Here is a 17,683-nt window from a genome sequence, read left to right as displayed (position 1 = left end):
AATCTTGCCCGGCGTAAGCGCCGGGCAAAAACGTTACTTCCAGTCGAAGAAATCGTCGCCAACCCGCGACAAAAGCTCTTCGGCCAGCTTGATGCCAAGCGCGGGTCCGTCTGATACAGGCCCCGACATCTGATCCGATTCAGCCTCTGACCCATCGGTGCGCAGGATTTCCCCGCGCAGGGTCAACGTGTCGCCATCCAGAGTGGCAAGGGCGGCAATCGGGGTCTCGCAAGACCCGTCCAATGCGCCCAGAAACGCGCGCTCAGCCGCCAGTCGTTGCCCGGTTTCCGCGTCGTGGATGGCATCCAGCATCTCTTTGGCGCGCATGTCGTCGGCGCGCCGTTCGATGCCAATGGCGCCTTGGGCGACGGCGTTCAGCATCTCGTTAGTCGGAATGGCTGTTTTTGGCACGCCGTCCATTCCCAAGCGGTTCAAGCCAGCCATCGCGAGGAAGGTCGCCTCGGCCACCTCATCCTCGAGCTTTTTCAGGCGGGTCTGGACGTTGCCGCGAAACTCGACAACCTCAAGATCGGGGCGACGGTTCAGAAGCTGGGCTTTGCGGCGCAAGGACGAGGTGCCGACAACGGCACCCTTGGGAAGATCACTGATTGAGCGGTAATTGATCGACACGAACGCATCGCGCGTGTCTTCACGCGGCAGGTTGCAGTCCAGAACCAACCCCTCGGGCTGTTCAGTTGGCATGTCCTTCATCGAGTGCACGGCGATGTCGATGCGGCCATCCAGCATCGCCTCTTCGATTTCCTTGGTGAACAGACCTTTGTTGCCAATCTCTTTCAACGGGCGGTCCGCGTCGATCAACGCGCGGTCATCACCCGTGGTCTGTATGACCACCACCTCAAACGCGGCTTCCGGCAGGTCGAAGGCGGCCATCAGGCGGCGGCGGGTTTCATAGGCCTGCGCCAGTGCCAGCGGGCTGCCACGGGTGCCGATTTTCAGCGGGGCGTCGGGGGTCGGATATGCATGTGTCATGGCACCCCATTTACGCCGGAAGATCGGGGCTGTCCATGCCTGCGGCACCCCGCACGCTTGACATCCTGTCGCGCGTGAGGGACCACGGCTCAAACGCAGTCAGGAAAGGCCCGCCATCATGTCCCAGCAAAAAACCATTCTGCGCGCACTGGCGGGCGAAACACTTCCCACGCCACCGATCTGGATGATGCGTCAGGCGGGGCGGTATCTGCCCGAATATCGCGCGACACGGGCACAGGCAGGCGATTTCCTCAAGCTGTGCTATAACCCCGAGCTGGCCGCCGAGGTCACGCTACAACCCATTCGCCGTTACGGATTTGATGCCGCGATCCTGTTCGCCGACATCCTTTTGGTACCACAGGCGCTTGGCGCTGACCTGTGGTTCGTCACCGGCGAAGGCCCGCGCCTGTCCACGATCACCAGCCAAGCCGATTTCGACAAGCTGTTGGGCAAAGATGACATCCACAAGACGCTAAACCCGATCTACGAAACGGTCCGCATTCTGCGCGGCGAGTTGCCCGACGAGACCACGCTGATCGGCTTTGCCGGGATGCCGTGGACGGTCGCGACCTATATGATCGCAGGCCAGGGCACCAAGGACCAGGGCCCGGCGCATGCCTTGAAAGCTGAGAATCCTGCGGTGTTCGACGCGCTGATGGACCGATTGACCGAGGCGACCATCGAATACCTGTCGATGCAGATCGACGCCGGTGCCGAGGTGGTCAAGCTGTTTGACAGCTGGGCTGGGTCGCTGAACAGCGCCGATTTCCAGAAATACGCGGTCGAGCCCGCCCGCGTGATCACGCAAGCCCTGAAGAAGCGTCACCCCGGCATTCCCGTCATCGGCTTCCCGCGCGAAGCGGGCGACGGCTATATCGGCTTTGCCAAGGCGACCGGTGTGGATTGTGTGGCGATCGACAACTCGGTCAGCCCGGACTGGGCCGCCAAGCATGTGCAGGTCGATGGCTGTGTGCAGGGCAACCTTGCCTCAAGCCACATGGTCACGGGCGGTCAGGCGCTGGTTGACGAGACCCGGAAAGTCGTCGAGGCGTTCAAAAACGGCCCCCATATTTTCAACCTTGGCCATGGGATCACACCCGATGCAGACCCGGAAAACGTGCAGTTGATGATCGACACGGTGCGGGGCGGCTGATCAGCCTTTCGCCGCAAGACCTCTCTGCTTGCTTTTTGACACGCGGCCATATCTTGTGGCCGCGTTGTCTTTAGGAGGAGCCGATGCGGCTTGGTATCGCCACCCTGATTATTGCTTATGTGCTGAGCCAGTTCTATCGCGCCTTTCTGGCGGTGATGACGCCTGCGCTGAAGGCCGATCTGGGTGCCTCGCCTGAGGATCTTGCCCGCGCTTCGGGGGCTTGGTTTCTGGTGTTTGCATTGATGCAGCTTCCGGTGGGCTGGGGCTTGGACAATATCGGGCCGCGCAAAGTGGCGGCTGCGCTGTTGGCGCTCGGCGGTGCCGGAGGTGCCGCGCTTTTCGCGGTGGCCACCACGCCCGATCACATCCTTTATGCGATGGTCCTGATCGGGATCGGTTGTTCGCCGGTTCTGATGGCGAGCTATTTCATCTTTGCGCGCATGTATTCCCCTGCGGTCTTCGGCACTTTGGCCGGCATGGTGATTGGCATCGGGTCACTGGGCAATATCGCGGGTGCTTTGCCGATGGCGCTGGCGGTCGAGCAATTTGGTTGGCGCGCTTGTCTTTGGGCCTTATCGGCGGTGACGCTTGTGGTGGCCGCCCTGATCATGCTGGCGGTCGACAACCCACCGAAACTGGTCGCCAAAGAAGGCACGCCGAAAGGGTCGGTTCTGGACTTGCTGAAAATGCCCGCACTGTGGGCGATTTTCCCTATCATGTTCGTGAACTATACCGCCGCCGCCGGGTTAAGGGGCAGTTGGGCGGGGCCCTATCTGCGTGATGTCTATGGTCTGGACACCACCGGCATTGGCTGGGCCACAATGGCGATTGCCTTGGCTATGGTCATCGGCAGTTTCGCCTATGGCCCGTTGGACCGGATCTTTGGCACGCGAAAATGGGTGATCTTTGTTGGCAACATGATCGCGGTCGGATTGGTCTTCTTACTATGGGCCGTCCCCGGCGCTGGCGTTTGGCAGGTGTCGTTGACCATGGCGGCCATCGGGCTGTTCGGCGCGAGCTTCCCTTTGATCATGGCGCATGGGCGCAGCTTCTATCCGCCGCATCTTGTCGGGCGCGGCGTGACGCTGATGAATATGTTCGGGATCGGCGGCGTCGGGATTTTCCAATACAGCTCGGCCAGTGTGTTCCGTGCGGCACAAGGGCCCGACGTCGCGGTCACGGCCCCCTATCAGGCCGTGTTCCTGTTTTTTGCTGTGCCGGGGCTGATCGGCTGTCTGCTCTATCTTCTCAGCGAAGATCGCACAGACTAAGCCGACTTCGCACCACGACGCGGGCGGCGACGCTTTGAGCTGTTGGCGGGTTTGGGGGCGCCTCGGCCAGCCGATTGACCAGACCGCGTATCACCTCCGCCATGGGCGCGGGGTTTGCGCCCGCCGCCACCACCGCGACGACCGCCGCCGCCACCCTGATTGCGGGTCGGGCGTTTTTCTTCTGCCGGACGCGTTCCGCCAAGGATCGGGATGTCGATCTTCATCACCTTTTCGATGTCACGCAGCAGGCCAAGTTCGACACCTGACACGAAGGAAATCGCATCGCCACCAGCGCCCGCACGGGCCGTCCGGCCAATGCGGTGGACGTAGTTTTCGGCAACCTCGGGCAGGTCGAAATTGTAGACGTGGCTGACGCCCGGAATGTCGATGCCACGGGCAGCCACATCGGTGGCAACCAGAACACGTGCTTCACCCGACCGGAACGCGGCCAGCGCACGATCACGTTGCCCCTGGCTTTTGTTGCCGTGAATCGAAACGGCTTTGAAGCCTTCCGCAACGAGCGTTTTCATCAGCTTTTCGGCCCCGTGCTTGGTGCGCGAAAACACCAGCGACAGCGAGTCCGCGTCATGGCCCAAAAGGTCAATCAGCAGCGTGATCTTTTCATTGCGACCGGGCGAGTAATAAATGCCCTGTGTCACCTTATCGGCGGCTTTACCCGGAGGTGACACCTGCACCTTGGCCGGGTTGGTCAGATAGGCGCGCGACAGTTCTTCCATCTGCTTTGGCATGGTGGCCGAAAACAGCATCGTCTGACGCGGCGTGCCCAGTTCGGGCGCAATCCGGCGCAGCGCATGAATGAACCCCATGTCAAGCATCTGGTCAGCTTCGTCGAGGACAAGGAACTTCGCCGTGTCCATACGGATCGCTTTGCGGTCCATCAGGTCAATCAAACGACCGGGGGTGGCGACCAGAATGTCGATGCCCGGCGCCAGAGTGTTGATTTGCTTTTTGATCGACATGCCGCCCACCACGGTGCGTACTTTCAAGTGGGTGCCGCTTACATAGTCGTGCAGGTTCACTGCGATCTGGTTCACCAGTTCGCGTGTGGGGGCAAGGATCAGCGCCTTAACCGATTTCGGTTCGCGCTTGTCATGATTGCCCAAAAGTTGGTGGATCAAAGGCAGGCCGAAGGCTGCCGTTTTTCCGGTGCCGGTCTGGGCCAGACCCATTACATCGCGGCCTTCAAGGACCAGCGGGATTGCTTTGATCTGGATGGGTGTCGGCGTTTCATATCCGGCTTCGGTCACGGTTGTGACCAGCTTCGGGTCAAGCCCGAGCTCTGTAAATTTTGTCATTATCGTCTTTCTGGCATGCACGCTGGCACACCGCTATCACGCGGGTTTGGGGGCAAATGCCCCATCGCTTCGGTTAGCGGCCAATGCTCGCGGTGGGCCGAGTGCCCTATACAGTTTCCTGCCCGCCGATCTGGCCGTCAGAACCCCGCGTGATTTGGGAACTTGTATCAGGCGCGATATGCGCCTTGGATCTCTGTCTGCCGTAAAAGTAGGGCGGGCTGCTCACGCGTCAGCCGGACAGAATTGTGCCCGTATCACAGCTAGAAGCGGGCAAGTCAATGATAAATTGCTGCAAGAGCGTGCTAGAACCTTTCGCAAGCGCGGCAATTGCGCTATGGACGCCCTTGGTCCAGCCGAGTCTACGCTTAGGCTGGCGGGCCATACATACATATAGGAGGCCGTGATGGGCTATAAAATCGCTGTCGTTGGCGCTACGGGTAACGTAGGCCGCGAGATGCTGAACATTCTGGCAGAGCGCCAGTTTCCTGTGGACGAGATTGTCGCGCTTGCGTCGCGCCGGTCGCTCGGCACCGAAGTCAGCTTTGGCGATACCACCCTTAAGACCAAAGACCTCGACACGTTCGATTTCACTGGTTGGGATATAGCCCTGTTCGCCGTCGGGTCCGAGGCCACCAAGCAATACGCCCCCAAGGCGGCAAAGGCCGGTTGTGTGGTCATCGACAACTCGTCGCTCTATCGCTACGACGCTGACATTCCGCTGATCGTGCCCGAGGTGAACCCACAGGCGATCCACGGGTATGCCAAGAAGAACATCATCGCGAACCCCAATTGCTCAACCGCGCAGATGGTTGTGGCGCTGAAGCCGTTGCATGACCGCGCCAAGATCAAGCGCGTTGTCGTGTCGACCTATCAGTCGGTGTCCGGCTCGGGCAAAGACGCGATTGACGAGCTGTGGAACCAGACCAAGGGCATGTATGTGCCGGGCCAGGAAGTCGAGCCTTCGGTTTACCCCAAGCAAATCGCCTTCAACGTGATCCCGCATATTGATGTCTTTATGGACAGCGGCGACACGAAAGAAGAATGGAAAATGGTCGCCGAGACGAAGAAGATCGTCGACCCGTCGATCAAGGTGACCGCCACCTGCGTGCGCGTCCCGGTTTTCGTCGGCCACTCGGAATCGGTGAACATCGAGACCGAGGAGTTTCTGGACGAGGACGAAGCCCGCGACATTTTGCGTGAATCTCCCGGCATTCTGGTCGTGGATAAGCGCGAAGACGGTGGCTATGTCACCCCGGTGGAATGCGTCGGCGACTATGCCACCTTCGTCAGTCGCATCCGTCAGGACGTGACCGTGGAAAACGGCCTGAACCTGTGGTGTGTGTCGGACAACCTGCGCAAAGGGGCTGCCCTGAACGCCGTTCAGATCGCCGAGCTTCTGGGCCGTGAGGTTCTGAAGAAGGGTTGAATGCTCATAACGAATTAGTTGTGAAAGCCCTGCCTTTTGGTGGGGCTTTTTTACTTGGGTGAATGGCAACTCTGAGCCCGAACTGACCAATGCTGCATCTGCTGTGAATGTCCGCTAGCTCTTTATCCGAGCCGCGGCGCACGACCTCGAAGGTCGATGGTCCGCCGGAGCATCAGTTCTGACAAGGACTGCCGAGAGGTTTTTTCGATCAACCGCGTCATACAGGTTCTCTGTTTCCAGCGGGTCCGCCTGAGCTAGACAAAGCTCTTTCCAGTCTTCAACTAATTTCAGTGACATGCGGTACCTGTCGGTCACGCTTGCGCGCACGCGATGCTGGTGGCCTACACCAGCAGATGGCCATGTCCCGCGCGCTGGCGCATGAGCCGAAGTTTCTTTTGTTGGATGCGCCGACCTCCGCTTCAGACAATCCATTACACACGGCGCTTCACAACCTGATGGCTGACCTGCGCGAGGAACACTGGCTCGCCTGTCAGATCGTGTCGCACACCTCTCAGCCGCGGGTTGCATATGCGACAGGCTTGCGGTCACGAAGGACGGCGAGATTGTTGAAATCATAGAAGTAGAGGTCTAGCGTACAATTCTCGGCCAAACTTCCTTATTCGCAGCAGTTGCTGCAGACCTCTGTTCGAGGGCACCAACCACTAGGGGGACGACATGCTTAACCTAAAGACAACGTTCATTGCGGGACTTCTGGCAAGCGCCTTGGCGCTTTCGCCGGTGACAGCCGCAACGCCAGACAACATGCTTGTGGTGGCCCAAAACATCGACGACATTGTCACGATCGATCCAGCCTCGGCTTACGAATTCAGCTCAGGCGAATATGTTGCCAACACGTATGACACGCTGGTGCGCTATGATGCGACCGACACGACTGTGTTGGCCCCTGCGTTGGCCACCGAGTGGACCGTCGACGCCACCGCCAAGACTGTCACTTTCACCTTGCGCGACGGAGTTAAATTCCACTCTGGCAATCCGGTGCGAGCCGAGGATGTGGTCGGATCATGGACCCGTGTCGTCGCCCTTGATAAGGCACCATCCTTCATCCTGACTCAGTTGGGTTGGACCGCTGACAACATCGCCGAAATGGTCACCGCAGAAGGCAATACGGTCATCGTGCGTTACGAGGGCGACTTTGCGCCATCTTTCGTTTTGAACGTGCTCGCCGCACGCCCGGCATCAGTCGTGGACATGCAAACCGTCATGGCCAACGAGGTCGACGGCGACATGGGCCATGCGTGGTTGAACAAGAACTCTGCGGGCACCGGGCCGTTCAGCTTGGGCACCTATCGTCCTGCCGATATCCTCTCGCTCGATGCCAACCCTGATTATTATCAGGGCCGCCCGTCGATGGACCGCATCGTCATTCAACACAACCCCGAAGGTGCAACCCAACGATTGCAGCTTGAAGCGGGCGATATCGACATGGCCAAGGACCTTGATCCCGGTCAGATCGCCGGCCTTGAGGGGGTTGATGGTGTGCGTGTAGAGACCTACCCGCAAGCCGCCGTGCATTGGGTGTCGTTCAATCAGAAAACTGACAGTCTGACCGATCCCGCCGTATGGGAAGCCGCACGGTATCTGGTGGATTATCAAGGCATGGCCAATGGCATGCTCAAGGGTCAGATGAAGGTGCATCAGGCATTTTGGCCGGATGGTTTTCCGGGCGCGTTAACCGACACACCGTTCAACTACGACCCCGAAAAAGCCAAACAGATCCTGGCGGATGCCGGGGTAGAGACGCCGATTAACGTCACAATGGATGTGATTTCGGCCCCCACCTTCGTGGAAATGGCACAGGCGTTGCAGGCCTCTTTCGCCAAAGGCGGGATTAACCTCGAAATCATTGCAGGCACAGGCGCGCAGGTCATCACCAAATACCGCGCACGAACCCATGAGGCGATGTTGCTGTATTGGGGCCCTGACTTCATGGACCCGCATTCCAACGCCAAGGCATTTGCGTTCAACAAGGATAACTCCGACGACAAATACGCCTCGACCACGACTTGGCGCAACGCATGGATGCCACCTGCAGAGATGAACGCCAAAACCATGGCAGCCCTGGGCGAGCAGGACGCGGACAAGCGGCTCAGCATGTATCTGGAGCTCCAGAAAGAGACCCAGGCCGAAGCGCCGTTCGTTATCATGTTCCAGGCGATCAAACAGGTCGCGATGCGGGACAACATCAAAGGGTTCGTCAACGGCGCCACATCTGACTACGTCTTCTACCGTCTGGTCGAAAAGGAATGACCCATCAACCGTCCCCCGAGGCAATCTATCGTGCCTTGCACACGCAAACCGGGGGGCGGTTGTTCACCGTGACGGTGCTGGACCGCGCCGCTGGTCTTGCGCGGCGGGTTTATACATCTCACGCCGACGCTTATCCGGTGTCCGGGACCAAATCGATGTCGCAAGGGGCCTGGACAGAACAGGTCGTAGAACGCGGTGAGGTTTTTGTTGCGAACACCGTTGCGGAGTTCGCGATCTATTTCCCGGACCATGCCTTGATTGAAAGCCTTGGATGTGGCGCTGCGTTAAATGTGCCGATTTGCTTGGAAGAGGTCATAGGGACAGTCAACATTCTCGACAAAGAGCATTACTTCTCGCCACAGACCGTGGATCACTGCCTCGTTACCGTCGAGCAGCATCGTGACGATATAATTTGGGCGATGGAGCAATGCGCACTCTGAGGCAGCAGAACCTGTTATACTCGGCGCAGCCTTGCTTGGCGCAGTTGCAGGAAGAACCTTCGATAGCAAAAACATTGCAATGCAGAAAATGTCGTTTGTGGAGGAGATAGTTTCACCTGTCACTGGTCGGTTGGCTGGCCACCACAATGTGCGTTTGGAGACTTTCAATGCGCACCAGAGCGCGGCAAGACCAAAGTTCTGATAGCTGAACATATGCAAACTCAATTGGCGCAGTGTGCCGATCTTGATGTAGTGATCGGTATGTGATTGTGAGCATCGGTTGAACGCATCTAGGTCCCGCTGAATCGACTGTCTACGCAACAATTCGCCGTCTGATGTGCTCACAGGAAAGTGACACGACGGATATGTTGATCGACCGCATACTCAATCCCAATCGTTCTTTAAGCTTGGGAGGGCTCGATGAGACTACTAATAGGATTGTTTTTGGTCATTTTCGCCGCTCCGGCGTTCGCACAAGACGTGACACGCACCATCGAACCAGTGACAGGCGACGTCTATTTGATGCGAAATGACTTCCACAACTCGCTTCTGGTGGCGACTTCGGAAGGTGTTGTCCGCATTGATCCGATAAATGCCGAGGCTGGAATGTGGCTTAACGCCAATCTGGGTGAAATCGGACAAGAAAAGGTAAGCCATCTGATCTATTCGCACAGTCATGGCGACCATGGTTCGGGCGGTGGCGCGCATGAAGGCGCGGTGGTGATCGCCCACGAGGATGCTCCGGATGCAATCGACGGTGTCACGCCCGATCTGCGTGTCGGGGACGCACATTCAATGACGGTCGGCGGCAAAACGATTGAGATTACTAATCTCGGCGCTGGTCATGACAATCACATGCTGGTCACGATCGTCCGCCCCGAGAACGTAGCGTTCATTGTCGACGTTGCTGCGCCCAAGCGGCTTCCATTTCGTGATTTCGCCGGCTCGGATATTGGCGGGTGGTTCAAACAGATCGAAGCTGCGCAGGCGCTGGATTTTGAAGTCTTTGCGCCCGGTCACGGCGCCATAGGCAACAAATCCGATCTTGATGACGCACATACCTATATGGTCGATCTGCAAGCTGCGGTGCTTGATGGACTGAAAGCCGGAAAGTCAGTGGAGCAACTGAAATCCGAGGTCACTATGGATGCCTACAAAGATTGGGGGCAATACGATGCATGGCGTGGCGAGAATATCGAGGGTATGGCGCGCTATCTAAAGACCTCTGGCCAAGCAGAATAACGTTGCCTGAACCGCCCGTTCGAATGGGAAAAAGCGGTGGTGTGATGCTGGAGCACTAACGCGCAGGTTCGCTAATCTACAGTGCGCTCAAACGCTCAAAAAGAGGCATTAAAAATGACACATTCGCTGATCACGCGTCGCAAGTTGATTGTCGCAGGCGGTGCCTTGGCGGTATCCGGAGCGTCCGGCCTCATTGTCCCCGCGCGTGCTCAAAGCCTTGCGCCAACACGCTCGATGCGGGGTGGGTCGAACAACTATATACCCGGCGCGCCTATCGTGGATCGGATCGGCGGTGGCGGGTTTTGGATGACGGGCACTGTGCGCCGCGCAGGTGATGGTACCGCGCTTTCAGGCCAACGCATTCAAATCTGGGCGCATACGACCGAAGGGCATGAACGCGACCCTCACAGTCATGGCGCCACCCTTACAGACGCAAACGGGAAATTCCGCCTTGAGATGCCGCAAATTGTGCCGGCCTTCGGCCAACCGCACGGCCACCTTGCCTATGACAGCGATGACTTCGAAACTGTTTTTCTGCGTCCCGTGATGTCGAGCGCCAAGAATACCGAACTTGAGGCGCATTTCGTCCTCCAGCCGGTTTGATCGGACTGGGCAAAAAGCAAATGATTTTGGTTCGTGCTGTTCTGATTTGGATGGCTCTGACCATTGTCACCGCCGCACCGATTGCTTTGTCAGCATCGAGCCCACTTCTTGCATGGCGCGATCCGATCTACATCCTGGCTGGGTTCGCTGGAATATTCGCAATGACCCTCTTGCTTGTTCAGCCTTTGTTGGTGGCCGGATACCTACCCGGCCTGTCAGGGTTTCGTGGGCGGCGCGCGCATCGCTGGGTCGGGGTCGCAACGGTTGTGAGCGTCATAGTTCACGTTTTGGCACTTTGGATAACCAGCCCACCAGACGTAATTGATGCATTTCTGTTCAGGTCGCCGACGCCGTTTTCAGCCTGGGGCGTGATTGCCATGTGGGCCGTCTTCGCCGCCGCGCTGCTTGGCGTGCTGCGCCGACGATTGCGCCTGCGACCGCGTCATTGGCGCCGCTACCACACGGCCCTTGCGGCGGTGGTTGTTGCGGGAAGCGTGGTTCATGCAATGTTGATTGAAGGAACAATGGAGACGATATCGAAGGTAGCGCTTTGCGTGCTGGTCCTCGCCGCGACCGTGAAGGCGCTCGCTGATCTGCGGATTTGGACTTATCGAACAACGTCGCGCTAGTCCAACGTAAGGCGTGTGGCAGGGTTTAGCCCCATAGGGTGGTCACGCCCAAATTTCTGCAAGAACAACTGAGTCCGGTTTGTCCTGTCGCGCCGACCCACGGGGGTCACTTGATGAATGATCGCTATGGGTCGCTAGCTACGGTCATGGCTTCTGCAAGATGGTTGTTCACTGCACCGCAACCGATGTCGGCTCAGAACCCAATGTGTCGAATGCTGCGTGATGCACCGATGTCGGCTTTGCACGGTTCGGTGTTTGTCCGCCCCAATGAGGGTCGTCGGCAAGGCACTTAGGCATTCCCGGAGTAGGCCACCAGTTTCCTGCTGGGTGACAGACGCGACCAACCGATGCGCCTCAGCCCATTCCAGCAGCTTTCTTCAGCAAATGCATCACCTGGTTTCGTTCGTTTGCGCTCAGTCTGGCCAATGACTTCTCATTCGATGCCCAGATGACCTTCGGCAGCTCGGCAGCCTTCTTACGACCCTTCGGGGTTAGAAAGATCAGGGTTGTCCGACGGCTCTTTGGGTCTGGGCGTCGTTCGGCGAAACCTTCCTGGATCAAGGCATCGACGTTTCTGCTGGTGTAGTAGTCAGGGAAGTTCAACTCGTTTCCGATTTCACGCTGCGTTATGCCATCCTTGGCAGATAGGAACATGAGGTTGGCAAAAATCTTCAAGTCTACGCCGTGTTCTTTCAGGCGTTCTTTCATGTCAGCATCAATACGCCGCGCAAGCGTCTGGATTAGAAAGCCGAAGCTACTCTCTCGAATCCCATTTGGTTCAGGGACTTGGGTCATGACGTAGTGCCTCCTAGTCAATGCCATAACCCCGCGCCTCGTGCACTGCAAGTGTTGCATTTGTATATGTGTGTTTACAACATTTGCAATTGCAAGTTATGCATATACAAGTCAAGCGACTCGCGCTTAGCACGATCACATTCAACAAGGGGGACCCATTCATGCGGACAACTTTCACAACTTCACTGCTGATTGGAGCGCTCGCGGCTCCGGTCGGCGCCATTGCTCAATCCAGCGAAGGAGGCGACCTCGCCAAGTTAGCCTTCCAGTCGGTGGATACGGCCGAACGCGGATATATAGACCAAGGCGAGTTCTCGAATTTCGGCGGCGATGTGTTTGTCTCGATGGACAACGACCAAAACAACAAGCTGTCTTTGGGAGAGTTCCTTTCTTGGGGCTTCGGCTTGGAACAAGTGGCCGAGGATGCAGGCAGGGCGGAGGCCTTTGAGACCGCCATGCGTGTCGTATTCGCCTTTTGGGATCGTGACGGTGACAACGAGATCACGCGCACCGAACACCGCCAGTCGCTGATGTCCGACTTCAGACGTGCCGATGCAAACAACGATGCCGTCTTGACCGAAGAAGAGTTCCTTCTTGGGTTCTCCGTTAACGTCGCGGCCCGCGCCGCCATCAATCCACCCCCAGCAGAATAGTTGAAATACGAGGAGAACCTGATCATGCTTCGCCAACAGGGACCACTTGCTATCGCAGCAGCGCTAGTGTTGTTCATCATCTTACATTTGGGATTTCCGCCGGAAGCTCACGGTCCGCGCACGACCGGCACCACGATGCTGGGAGGGATCGCGTTTCTTCTGATGACGTCTTCCGTGGTTCTGTCCGCGCGAATGGAAGTTTTTGAAGATCTCTTTGGCGGGTTGGATCGCATGTACCAGGTGCACCGTGTCGCGGGCACTTTCGCGGCAATCTTCGCATTGGTTCACTTTTTTGGTGTGCCCAAGGAGCTACCCGAAAGCGTTGATCCGGTCGCGAATGCGTTAGTGCCGTCCGCGCCGCTAGGCATGCTGGGGTTGATCTTCTTGGTTATTGGACTGTTCGTGGCGTTGAACCGAAAGATACGGTATTCGCGCTGGCGCCCGACCCACAAAGTCATGGCTGTGGTCTACGTGCTGATAATCGGCCATTTCATGACCGCACCGGGCATCTTTTTTGACCGGTTCAGCGCTTCAGGTATCCTGCTGATGCTGGCAGCAATTCTCGGTACTGCATCTCTTATCTACTCTCTGTTCGGGATGAACAGGCGCACGGCTATTCCGTTCACGATTGAGGCGGTCAACGCTTTGGAGCGCGCCACTGAAGTGGTTCTAAAGCCGGTCGGCGACATGATCGATTTCAAGCCCGGCCAGTTTGCTTTTGTGGAAGTGCAGGGCAAGGGCTGGTCGGAACCGCATCCCTTCACAATATCGAGTTCGCCCGGCGAAGATCGGCTCCGGTTCACTATGAAGGTACTTGGGGACTGGACCCGCAAAGTGCGCGAAGAACTGCAGCCTGGAAGAGACGTCATGGTTCGTGGTCCCTATGGTCGTTTCGACGCCGCAGGAGCTATCGGAAGGAAGCAAGTCTGGCTGGCCGGCGGCATTGGCCTGACACCGTTTTTGTCGAAACTGCGCGCGATGCAGCCGGGTGACGATCGGCAAATCCACCTGGTCTACGCGGCACGCGAGGAACAGGACGCGATCTTCCTCGATGAATTGAAGGCGCGGGCCAGCGAATTGCGAAACATCACTCTGATCCCGCTTTTCTCGGACGAGGGTAACTTTGCCCGGGTCGATAAGATGAAGGAAAACCTGCCCGACCCGCTGGGCACCTACGAATACTTCATGTGCGGTCCGAAACCGATGATCGACGGCCTAATGAAAGACCTGAAGAAGGAGGGCGTCAGTCGCGGAAACATTCACACCGAAGCTTTCGAGTTTCGGTAATGCTGTAGCGGTCAGTCGGCGGATACGCCGCCGTCGACCATGCCCCCGGCCAACTTCAAACCACCGGAGACCCACCATGCGCAAATTCATCGGCTTCCTGCACGAAATTGGGACCATCATGTATGTGGGCGGCATCCTGTCCCACATCGTGATTGGCGCACTCTTTGCCCATAGCAGCCCCGAGACGACCATCACGGTCTACATCTACAAACTGCAAAGCGCGTACATTCTGATCCTTCCAGGGCTGGGCTTGAAGATTGTGACCGATCTGATCCTTTGGCTTGCATATGGCGAGCGCGCCTGGTGGATGCGGATCAAACTGGCCTGCACGGCCTTTCTGACGGTTAACGCCTTCGTGTTCCTCGTCCCGATGATGCCGGAGTTGCTGACTCTGGCCGAAGCATCAGTCCCCAACGGCAAGCTGAGCGAGGCGTTTCTGGCGCTTGAGGAACGTGAAAAACTGGTGGGTATGTCAAACGTCATCCCGCTGGTCACGGAAATGGTCATGGGTGCATTTAGACCCAAGATTACGCGCGACGAACGCATGGCGGATTAGCAACGAATGTTCGCCTGTAATTTCGTTTGTTCGCGTTTCTCCCATATTCTTCAGGAAAATGCTGCAAGGCGCACGAACGACTGCTTCGAAGGGCTGCGCGATAGCAACCAGGGGTGGCGACGAATGCCCGCTTTGGGTCGCCCATGAAGGCGGCCCAAATGGTTAGATTTCAATCGCTTCAGCGATGGCCGATGCGTCCTCTAGTTCGACGCCGAGATACCGAACTGTGCTGTCCATCTTTGTGTGACCCAGCAACAATTGAACAGCGCGCAGGTTGCCTGTCTTCTTGTAAATCTGTGTCACCTTTGTGCGCCGCGTCGAGTGCGTTCCATAGGCTGTCGCTTCAAGGCCGATCGACGTTACCCAGTCGCGGACGATCCGCGCGTACTGGCGAGTTGAGATGTGTAGGCGTTCGTGAAAACGACCTGGCCAAAGATACTCTGACCCAACCATAAGTTCGTCCTGCATCCACTTCTCGACCGACGCACGTGTGCCTTCCGAAATCTCAAACCGTACTGGTTTTTGCGTTTTGCTCTGCAACACCGATGCACGATCCCTGATCTGGCCCGACGCCATAACATCGACAACTTTCATTCTCACGAGATCGCACCCGCGAAGCTTGCTGTCGATTGCCATGTTGAACAACACGAGGTCGCGATGGTTTTCGGCCAGTTCAAGTCGAACCCTGATTGCCCAAACGTGTTTGGGCTGCAGCGGGGGTTTCTGACCGACGATGCGGCCCTTGTTCCAGGCAGGACGAAGAGCGCGAATGGCAGGTAAGTTTGGTGTTTCCATGACCGGTCCTCCGACCCGCCATGCCCTCCCACAACGACAACCCGACGTTGACATTTCATCATATCAGGAAATGGTGTGCCGCATCCGAAGTCGGCTCTGAGTCCGGGACTTCCAATTTTCTGCGTCTTTGCAAAGGTCCGCTATGCCAAAGGATGATCGCTCTTAGACGTGTCCGAAATCTTCTCGTAACGGCTGCGGTTCGATTTCAAGCTCTGCGTGACGCGCGTAAGTGTGACCCGCCTGAACGGCCATTGCGATTAGGCTTGGGGCGTAGCAATCCCCAATCCGTTTCACGGTCTGGATGCCCGCATCCGCCCATTGATCTTTCATTGCGATGAGGTCCAACCAGAGCTGATCGTTGGGGCGTCGAGATGTGACGGTGACAAGTTTTGTGCAATCTATCACTTGGGTTGTTCCTGTGTAGACGCAGGACAGCGTGAGCGTATCTGGCGACATATCCGCTAAATTGTGCAATGGGATAATACGCACCTGTTTTTCGATTAGACGGCGCTGAATGCGGCCTTGTTCCAGCGTATTTTCCGACCACGGCGACACGATTGGCGCAGGCGTGACGAACACCACCTCGCGGCCTGCATTGACCAAGACTTCTGCCAGAACGCTTGCCATGTAAAAGCGATCATCGTCGAAGATCACAACAGGACCGTCGGCGGATACCGCAGCAGCGCCCTTCGTCATGATGTCATCAGGTGTCAGCACACGGGCCAGATCAAGAAATGGAAGCGGCCGACGATGCGCGCGGCCGACGCCATCTGCACGCCACGTCGATCCGGTTGCTAAGGCAACATGGGGGATACCAAACTCAGGGATATCAGACGCCTTAAGCGGGCTTTCAAGATAGAGTTCAGCATTTGAGGCTTGCTGCAATTGCCACAATCGCCAGTCGCGTACACGGCCCCACGCAGCAAGGCCGGGCAATGCACTTTCAGACGTGACCCGACCGCCCCAAGTGGTGCCAGCCTCGGACAAGGTAACGTCTGCGCCACGCTGCACTAAGGCTCGCGTAGCCTCTAGCCCTGCGGGGCCGCCGCCGACGATCAAATAGGGATCCGATTTTGTGACCTGAGGGATGATTTCGGGGTGCCAACCGCGCCGCCATTCCTCTGCCATGGTCGGGTTTTGGGTGCAGCGCATCGGTGTGCTGGTGTTGTCGCCCATGACGCAGATGTTGCAGCCAATGCACTCGCGGATTGCTTCGATCTCTCCTGCCTCGATTTTGTTGGGTAAGAACGGGTCCGCAATGGAAGGACGTGCAGCGCCAATCAAATCCAGATGGCCGCTTTTGATGACCCGCGCCATGGTGTCGGGCGAGGTATAGCGGCCAACCCCAACCACTGGTTTGGTGGTGACTGATTTGACGAAGCCTGTGTATCGTTCTTGAAACCCTTCATCCGAGAAGCGCGAGGTTTGGCTATCGTTGGACCAATCGGACAAATTCACATCCCACAGATCGGGTTCTTCTGCCAAAGCTTCGATTATGTCGCGGGCTTCTGCATCGTGCTGAATGCCACCAGCTCCAAGCAATTCATCCACCGCAAGGCGGACTGCAACCGCGCAGGTTTCGCCCACCGCTTCTTTTGTGTCTTCAATCACTTCGCGGAACAGCCGTAAACGATTTTCAAATGACCCACCGTATTCATCTGTGCGGTGGTTATGACGGGCCAACAGGAAGTGCTGCAGAAGCGTCATGTCGTGGCCTGCATAGGCATAGATGATATCGAACCCTGCATCTTGTGCCCGCAAAGCTGCGTCTACATGCCATTTACGAAATGCTGCAATGTCCGTCTTGTCCATCGCCCGCGCTTGCACCGGATCATCACCGTCCACAATGGCGGAAGATGGTGCGATTGGCGCGACACGGCTGTAGCGGTTCGCAGAGTGCAGGCCATTGTGGACCAGTTGAATCGCGGCCAGACTGCCATGTTCGTGCACTGCATCCGTGAGAAGCCGCAAAGCCGGAATGTCCTCGGCACCCCAAATTCGCGCCTCATTTGCCGGTGTCAGGTCAGAGCTTGCATGAATTTCGGCCTCTTGCGTGGACACAACGCCCCATCCCCCTTCGGCCTTCATTCCACGAAGCCGTGCCTCGGCCTGCGGGTATCGGTGCCCCATGCCTGTACAATGGGGCACTTGGTAGAACCGATTACGGGTCGTGACCGGACCAATTTTGATAGGTTCAAAAAGGATATCGTAGCGCGGATCACGCATGTTCAAGTCCTGTCGGGGAATTCAAATAGTTCA

Annotated in this window: 16 protein-coding genes; 11 read left to right on the top strand and 5 right to left on the bottom strand. The window is 57.4% G+C overall.

Annotation, left to right across the window (positions count from 1 at the left end):
- Window positions 1-33: 33 nt before the first annotated feature.
- Window positions 34-990 carry a hydroxymethylbilane synthase gene (hemC, locus tag MUY35_RS12125; RefSeq protein WP_248368745.1) on the bottom strand — a complete coding sequence of 319 codons (957 nt, stop codon included), beginning with the start codon at window positions 988-990 and terminating at the stop codon, window positions 34-36.
- A 118-nt stretch (window positions 991-1,108) separates the two neighbouring features.
- On the opposite strand from hemC, the gene hemE reads away from it, so the two are divergent.
- Entirely contained in the window at window positions 1,109-2,143 is a 1,035-nt protein-coding gene (gene hemE / locus MUY35_RS12120) for a uroporphyrinogen decarboxylase (protein ID WP_248368735.1), read from the top strand.
- Window positions 2,144-2,226: 83 nt separating this feature from the next.
- Window positions 2,227-3,414 carry an MFS transporter gene (locus MUY35_RS12115; protein WP_248368733.1) on the top strand — a complete coding sequence of 396 codons (1,188 nt, stop codon included), beginning with the start codon at window positions 2,227-2,229 and terminating at the stop codon, window positions 3,412-3,414.
- Here the strand turns inward: MUY35_RS12115 and MUY35_RS12110 are convergent.
- Complete coding sequence (locus tag MUY35_RS12110) at window positions 3,411-4,730, bottom strand: DEAD/DEAH box helicase (protein WP_248368731.1); 1,320 nt, start codon at window positions 4,728-4,730, stop codon at window positions 3,411-3,413. The genes MUY35_RS12115 and MUY35_RS12110 overlap by 4 nt on opposite strands.
- A gap of 403 nt (window positions 4,731-5,133) precedes the next feature.
- On the opposite strand from MUY35_RS12110, the gene MUY35_RS12105 reads away from it, so the two are divergent.
- The 6 genes from MUY35_RS12105 to MUY35_RS12080 all read left to right on the top strand — a co-directional run bounded on the left by MUY35_RS12105 (window position 5,134) and on the right by MUY35_RS12080 (window position 11,338).
- Entirely contained in the window at window positions 5,134-6,156 is a 1,023-nt protein-coding gene (locus tag MUY35_RS12105; protein WP_248368720.1) for an aspartate-semialdehyde dehydrogenase, read from the top strand.
- A 675-nt stretch (window positions 6,157-6,831) separates the two neighbouring features.
- Window positions 6,832-8,424, top strand: a complete 1,593-nt coding sequence (locus tag MUY35_RS12100; protein WP_248368718.1) for an ABC transporter substrate-binding protein — start codon at window positions 6,832-6,834, stop codon at window positions 8,422-8,424.
- Window positions 8,421-8,864, top strand: a complete 444-nt coding sequence (locus tag MUY35_RS12095; protein ID WP_248368716.1) for a GAF domain-containing protein — start codon at window positions 8,421-8,423, stop codon at window positions 8,862-8,864. Before MUY35_RS12100 ends, MUY35_RS12095 begins: the two co-directional genes overlap by 4 nt.
- 420 nt (window positions 8,865-9,284) lie before the next feature.
- Window positions 9,285-10,106 (top strand): hypothetical protein, encoded by an 822-nt coding sequence (locus MUY35_RS12090; RefSeq protein WP_248368713.1) that lies wholly within the window; start codon window positions 9,285-9,287, stop codon window positions 10,104-10,106.
- Between the two features lie 114 nt (window positions 10,107-10,220).
- On the top strand, window positions 10,221-10,709 hold the full coding sequence (locus MUY35_RS12085; RefSeq protein ID WP_248368711.1) for a twin-arginine translocation pathway signal: 489 nt from the start codon (window positions 10,221-10,223) through the stop codon (window positions 10,707-10,709).
- Window positions 10,710-10,729: 20 nt separating this feature from the next.
- Window positions 10,730-11,338: a ferric reductase-like transmembrane domain-containing protein gene (locus MUY35_RS12080; protein ID WP_248368709.1), complete on the top strand. Its 609-nt coding sequence runs from the start codon at window positions 10,730-10,732 to the stop codon at window positions 11,336-11,338.
- Between the two features lie 354 nt (window positions 11,339-11,692).
- On the opposite strand, the gene MUY35_RS12075 is transcribed toward MUY35_RS12080, so the two are convergent.
- Window positions 11,693-12,133, bottom strand: a complete 441-nt coding sequence (locus MUY35_RS12075) for a MarR family winged helix-turn-helix transcriptional regulator (RefSeq protein ID WP_248368702.1) — start codon at window positions 12,131-12,133, stop codon at window positions 11,693-11,695.
- 161 nt (window positions 12,134-12,294) lie between these two features.
- Between MUY35_RS12075 and MUY35_RS12070 the strand changes: the two genes are divergently transcribed.
- The 3 genes from MUY35_RS12070 to MUY35_RS12060 all read left to right on the top strand — a co-directional run bounded on the left by MUY35_RS12070 (window position 12,295) and on the right by MUY35_RS12060 (window position 14,629).
- On the top strand, window positions 12,295-12,786 hold the full coding sequence (locus tag MUY35_RS12070; RefSeq protein ID WP_248368699.1) for a signal transduction protein: 492 nt from the start codon (window positions 12,295-12,297) through the stop codon (window positions 12,784-12,786).
- Complete coding sequence (locus MUY35_RS12065) at window positions 12,787-14,073, top strand: ferric reductase-like transmembrane domain-containing protein (protein ID WP_248368696.1); 1,287 nt, start codon at window positions 12,787-12,789, stop codon at window positions 14,071-14,073.
- Between the two features lie 76 nt (window positions 14,074-14,149).
- Window positions 14,150-14,629 carry an enoyl-CoA hydratase gene (locus MUY35_RS12060; protein ID WP_248368694.1) on the top strand — a complete coding sequence of 160 codons (480 nt, stop codon included), beginning with the start codon at window positions 14,150-14,152 and terminating at the stop codon, window positions 14,627-14,629.
- Between the two features lie 162 nt (window positions 14,630-14,791).
- Here MUY35_RS12060 and MUY35_RS12055 read toward each other — a convergent pair whose 3' ends face one another.
- The gene (locus MUY35_RS12055) at window positions 14,792-15,424 is read right to left on the bottom strand and encodes a tyrosine-type recombinase/integrase (protein WP_248368692.1); all 633 of its coding nucleotides are present in this window, start codon (window positions 15,422-15,424) and stop codon (window positions 14,792-14,794) included.
- 162 nt (window positions 15,425-15,586) lie between these two features.
- Window positions 15,587-17,650: an NAD(P)-binding protein gene (locus MUY35_RS12050; protein ID WP_248368690.1), complete on the bottom strand. Its 2,064-nt coding sequence runs from the start codon at window positions 17,648-17,650 to the stop codon at window positions 15,587-15,589.
- Window positions 17,651-17,683: the final 33 nt, after the last annotated feature.

This window comes from Aliiroseovarius sp. S1339 (assembly GCF_023195695.1).
GTDB lineage: Bacteria > Pseudomonadota > Alphaproteobacteria > Rhodobacterales > Rhodobacteraceae > Aliiroseovarius.
The sequence above is the reverse complement of the archived record's forward strand: the minus strand, read 5'-3'. Positions and strand labels throughout refer to the sequence as shown.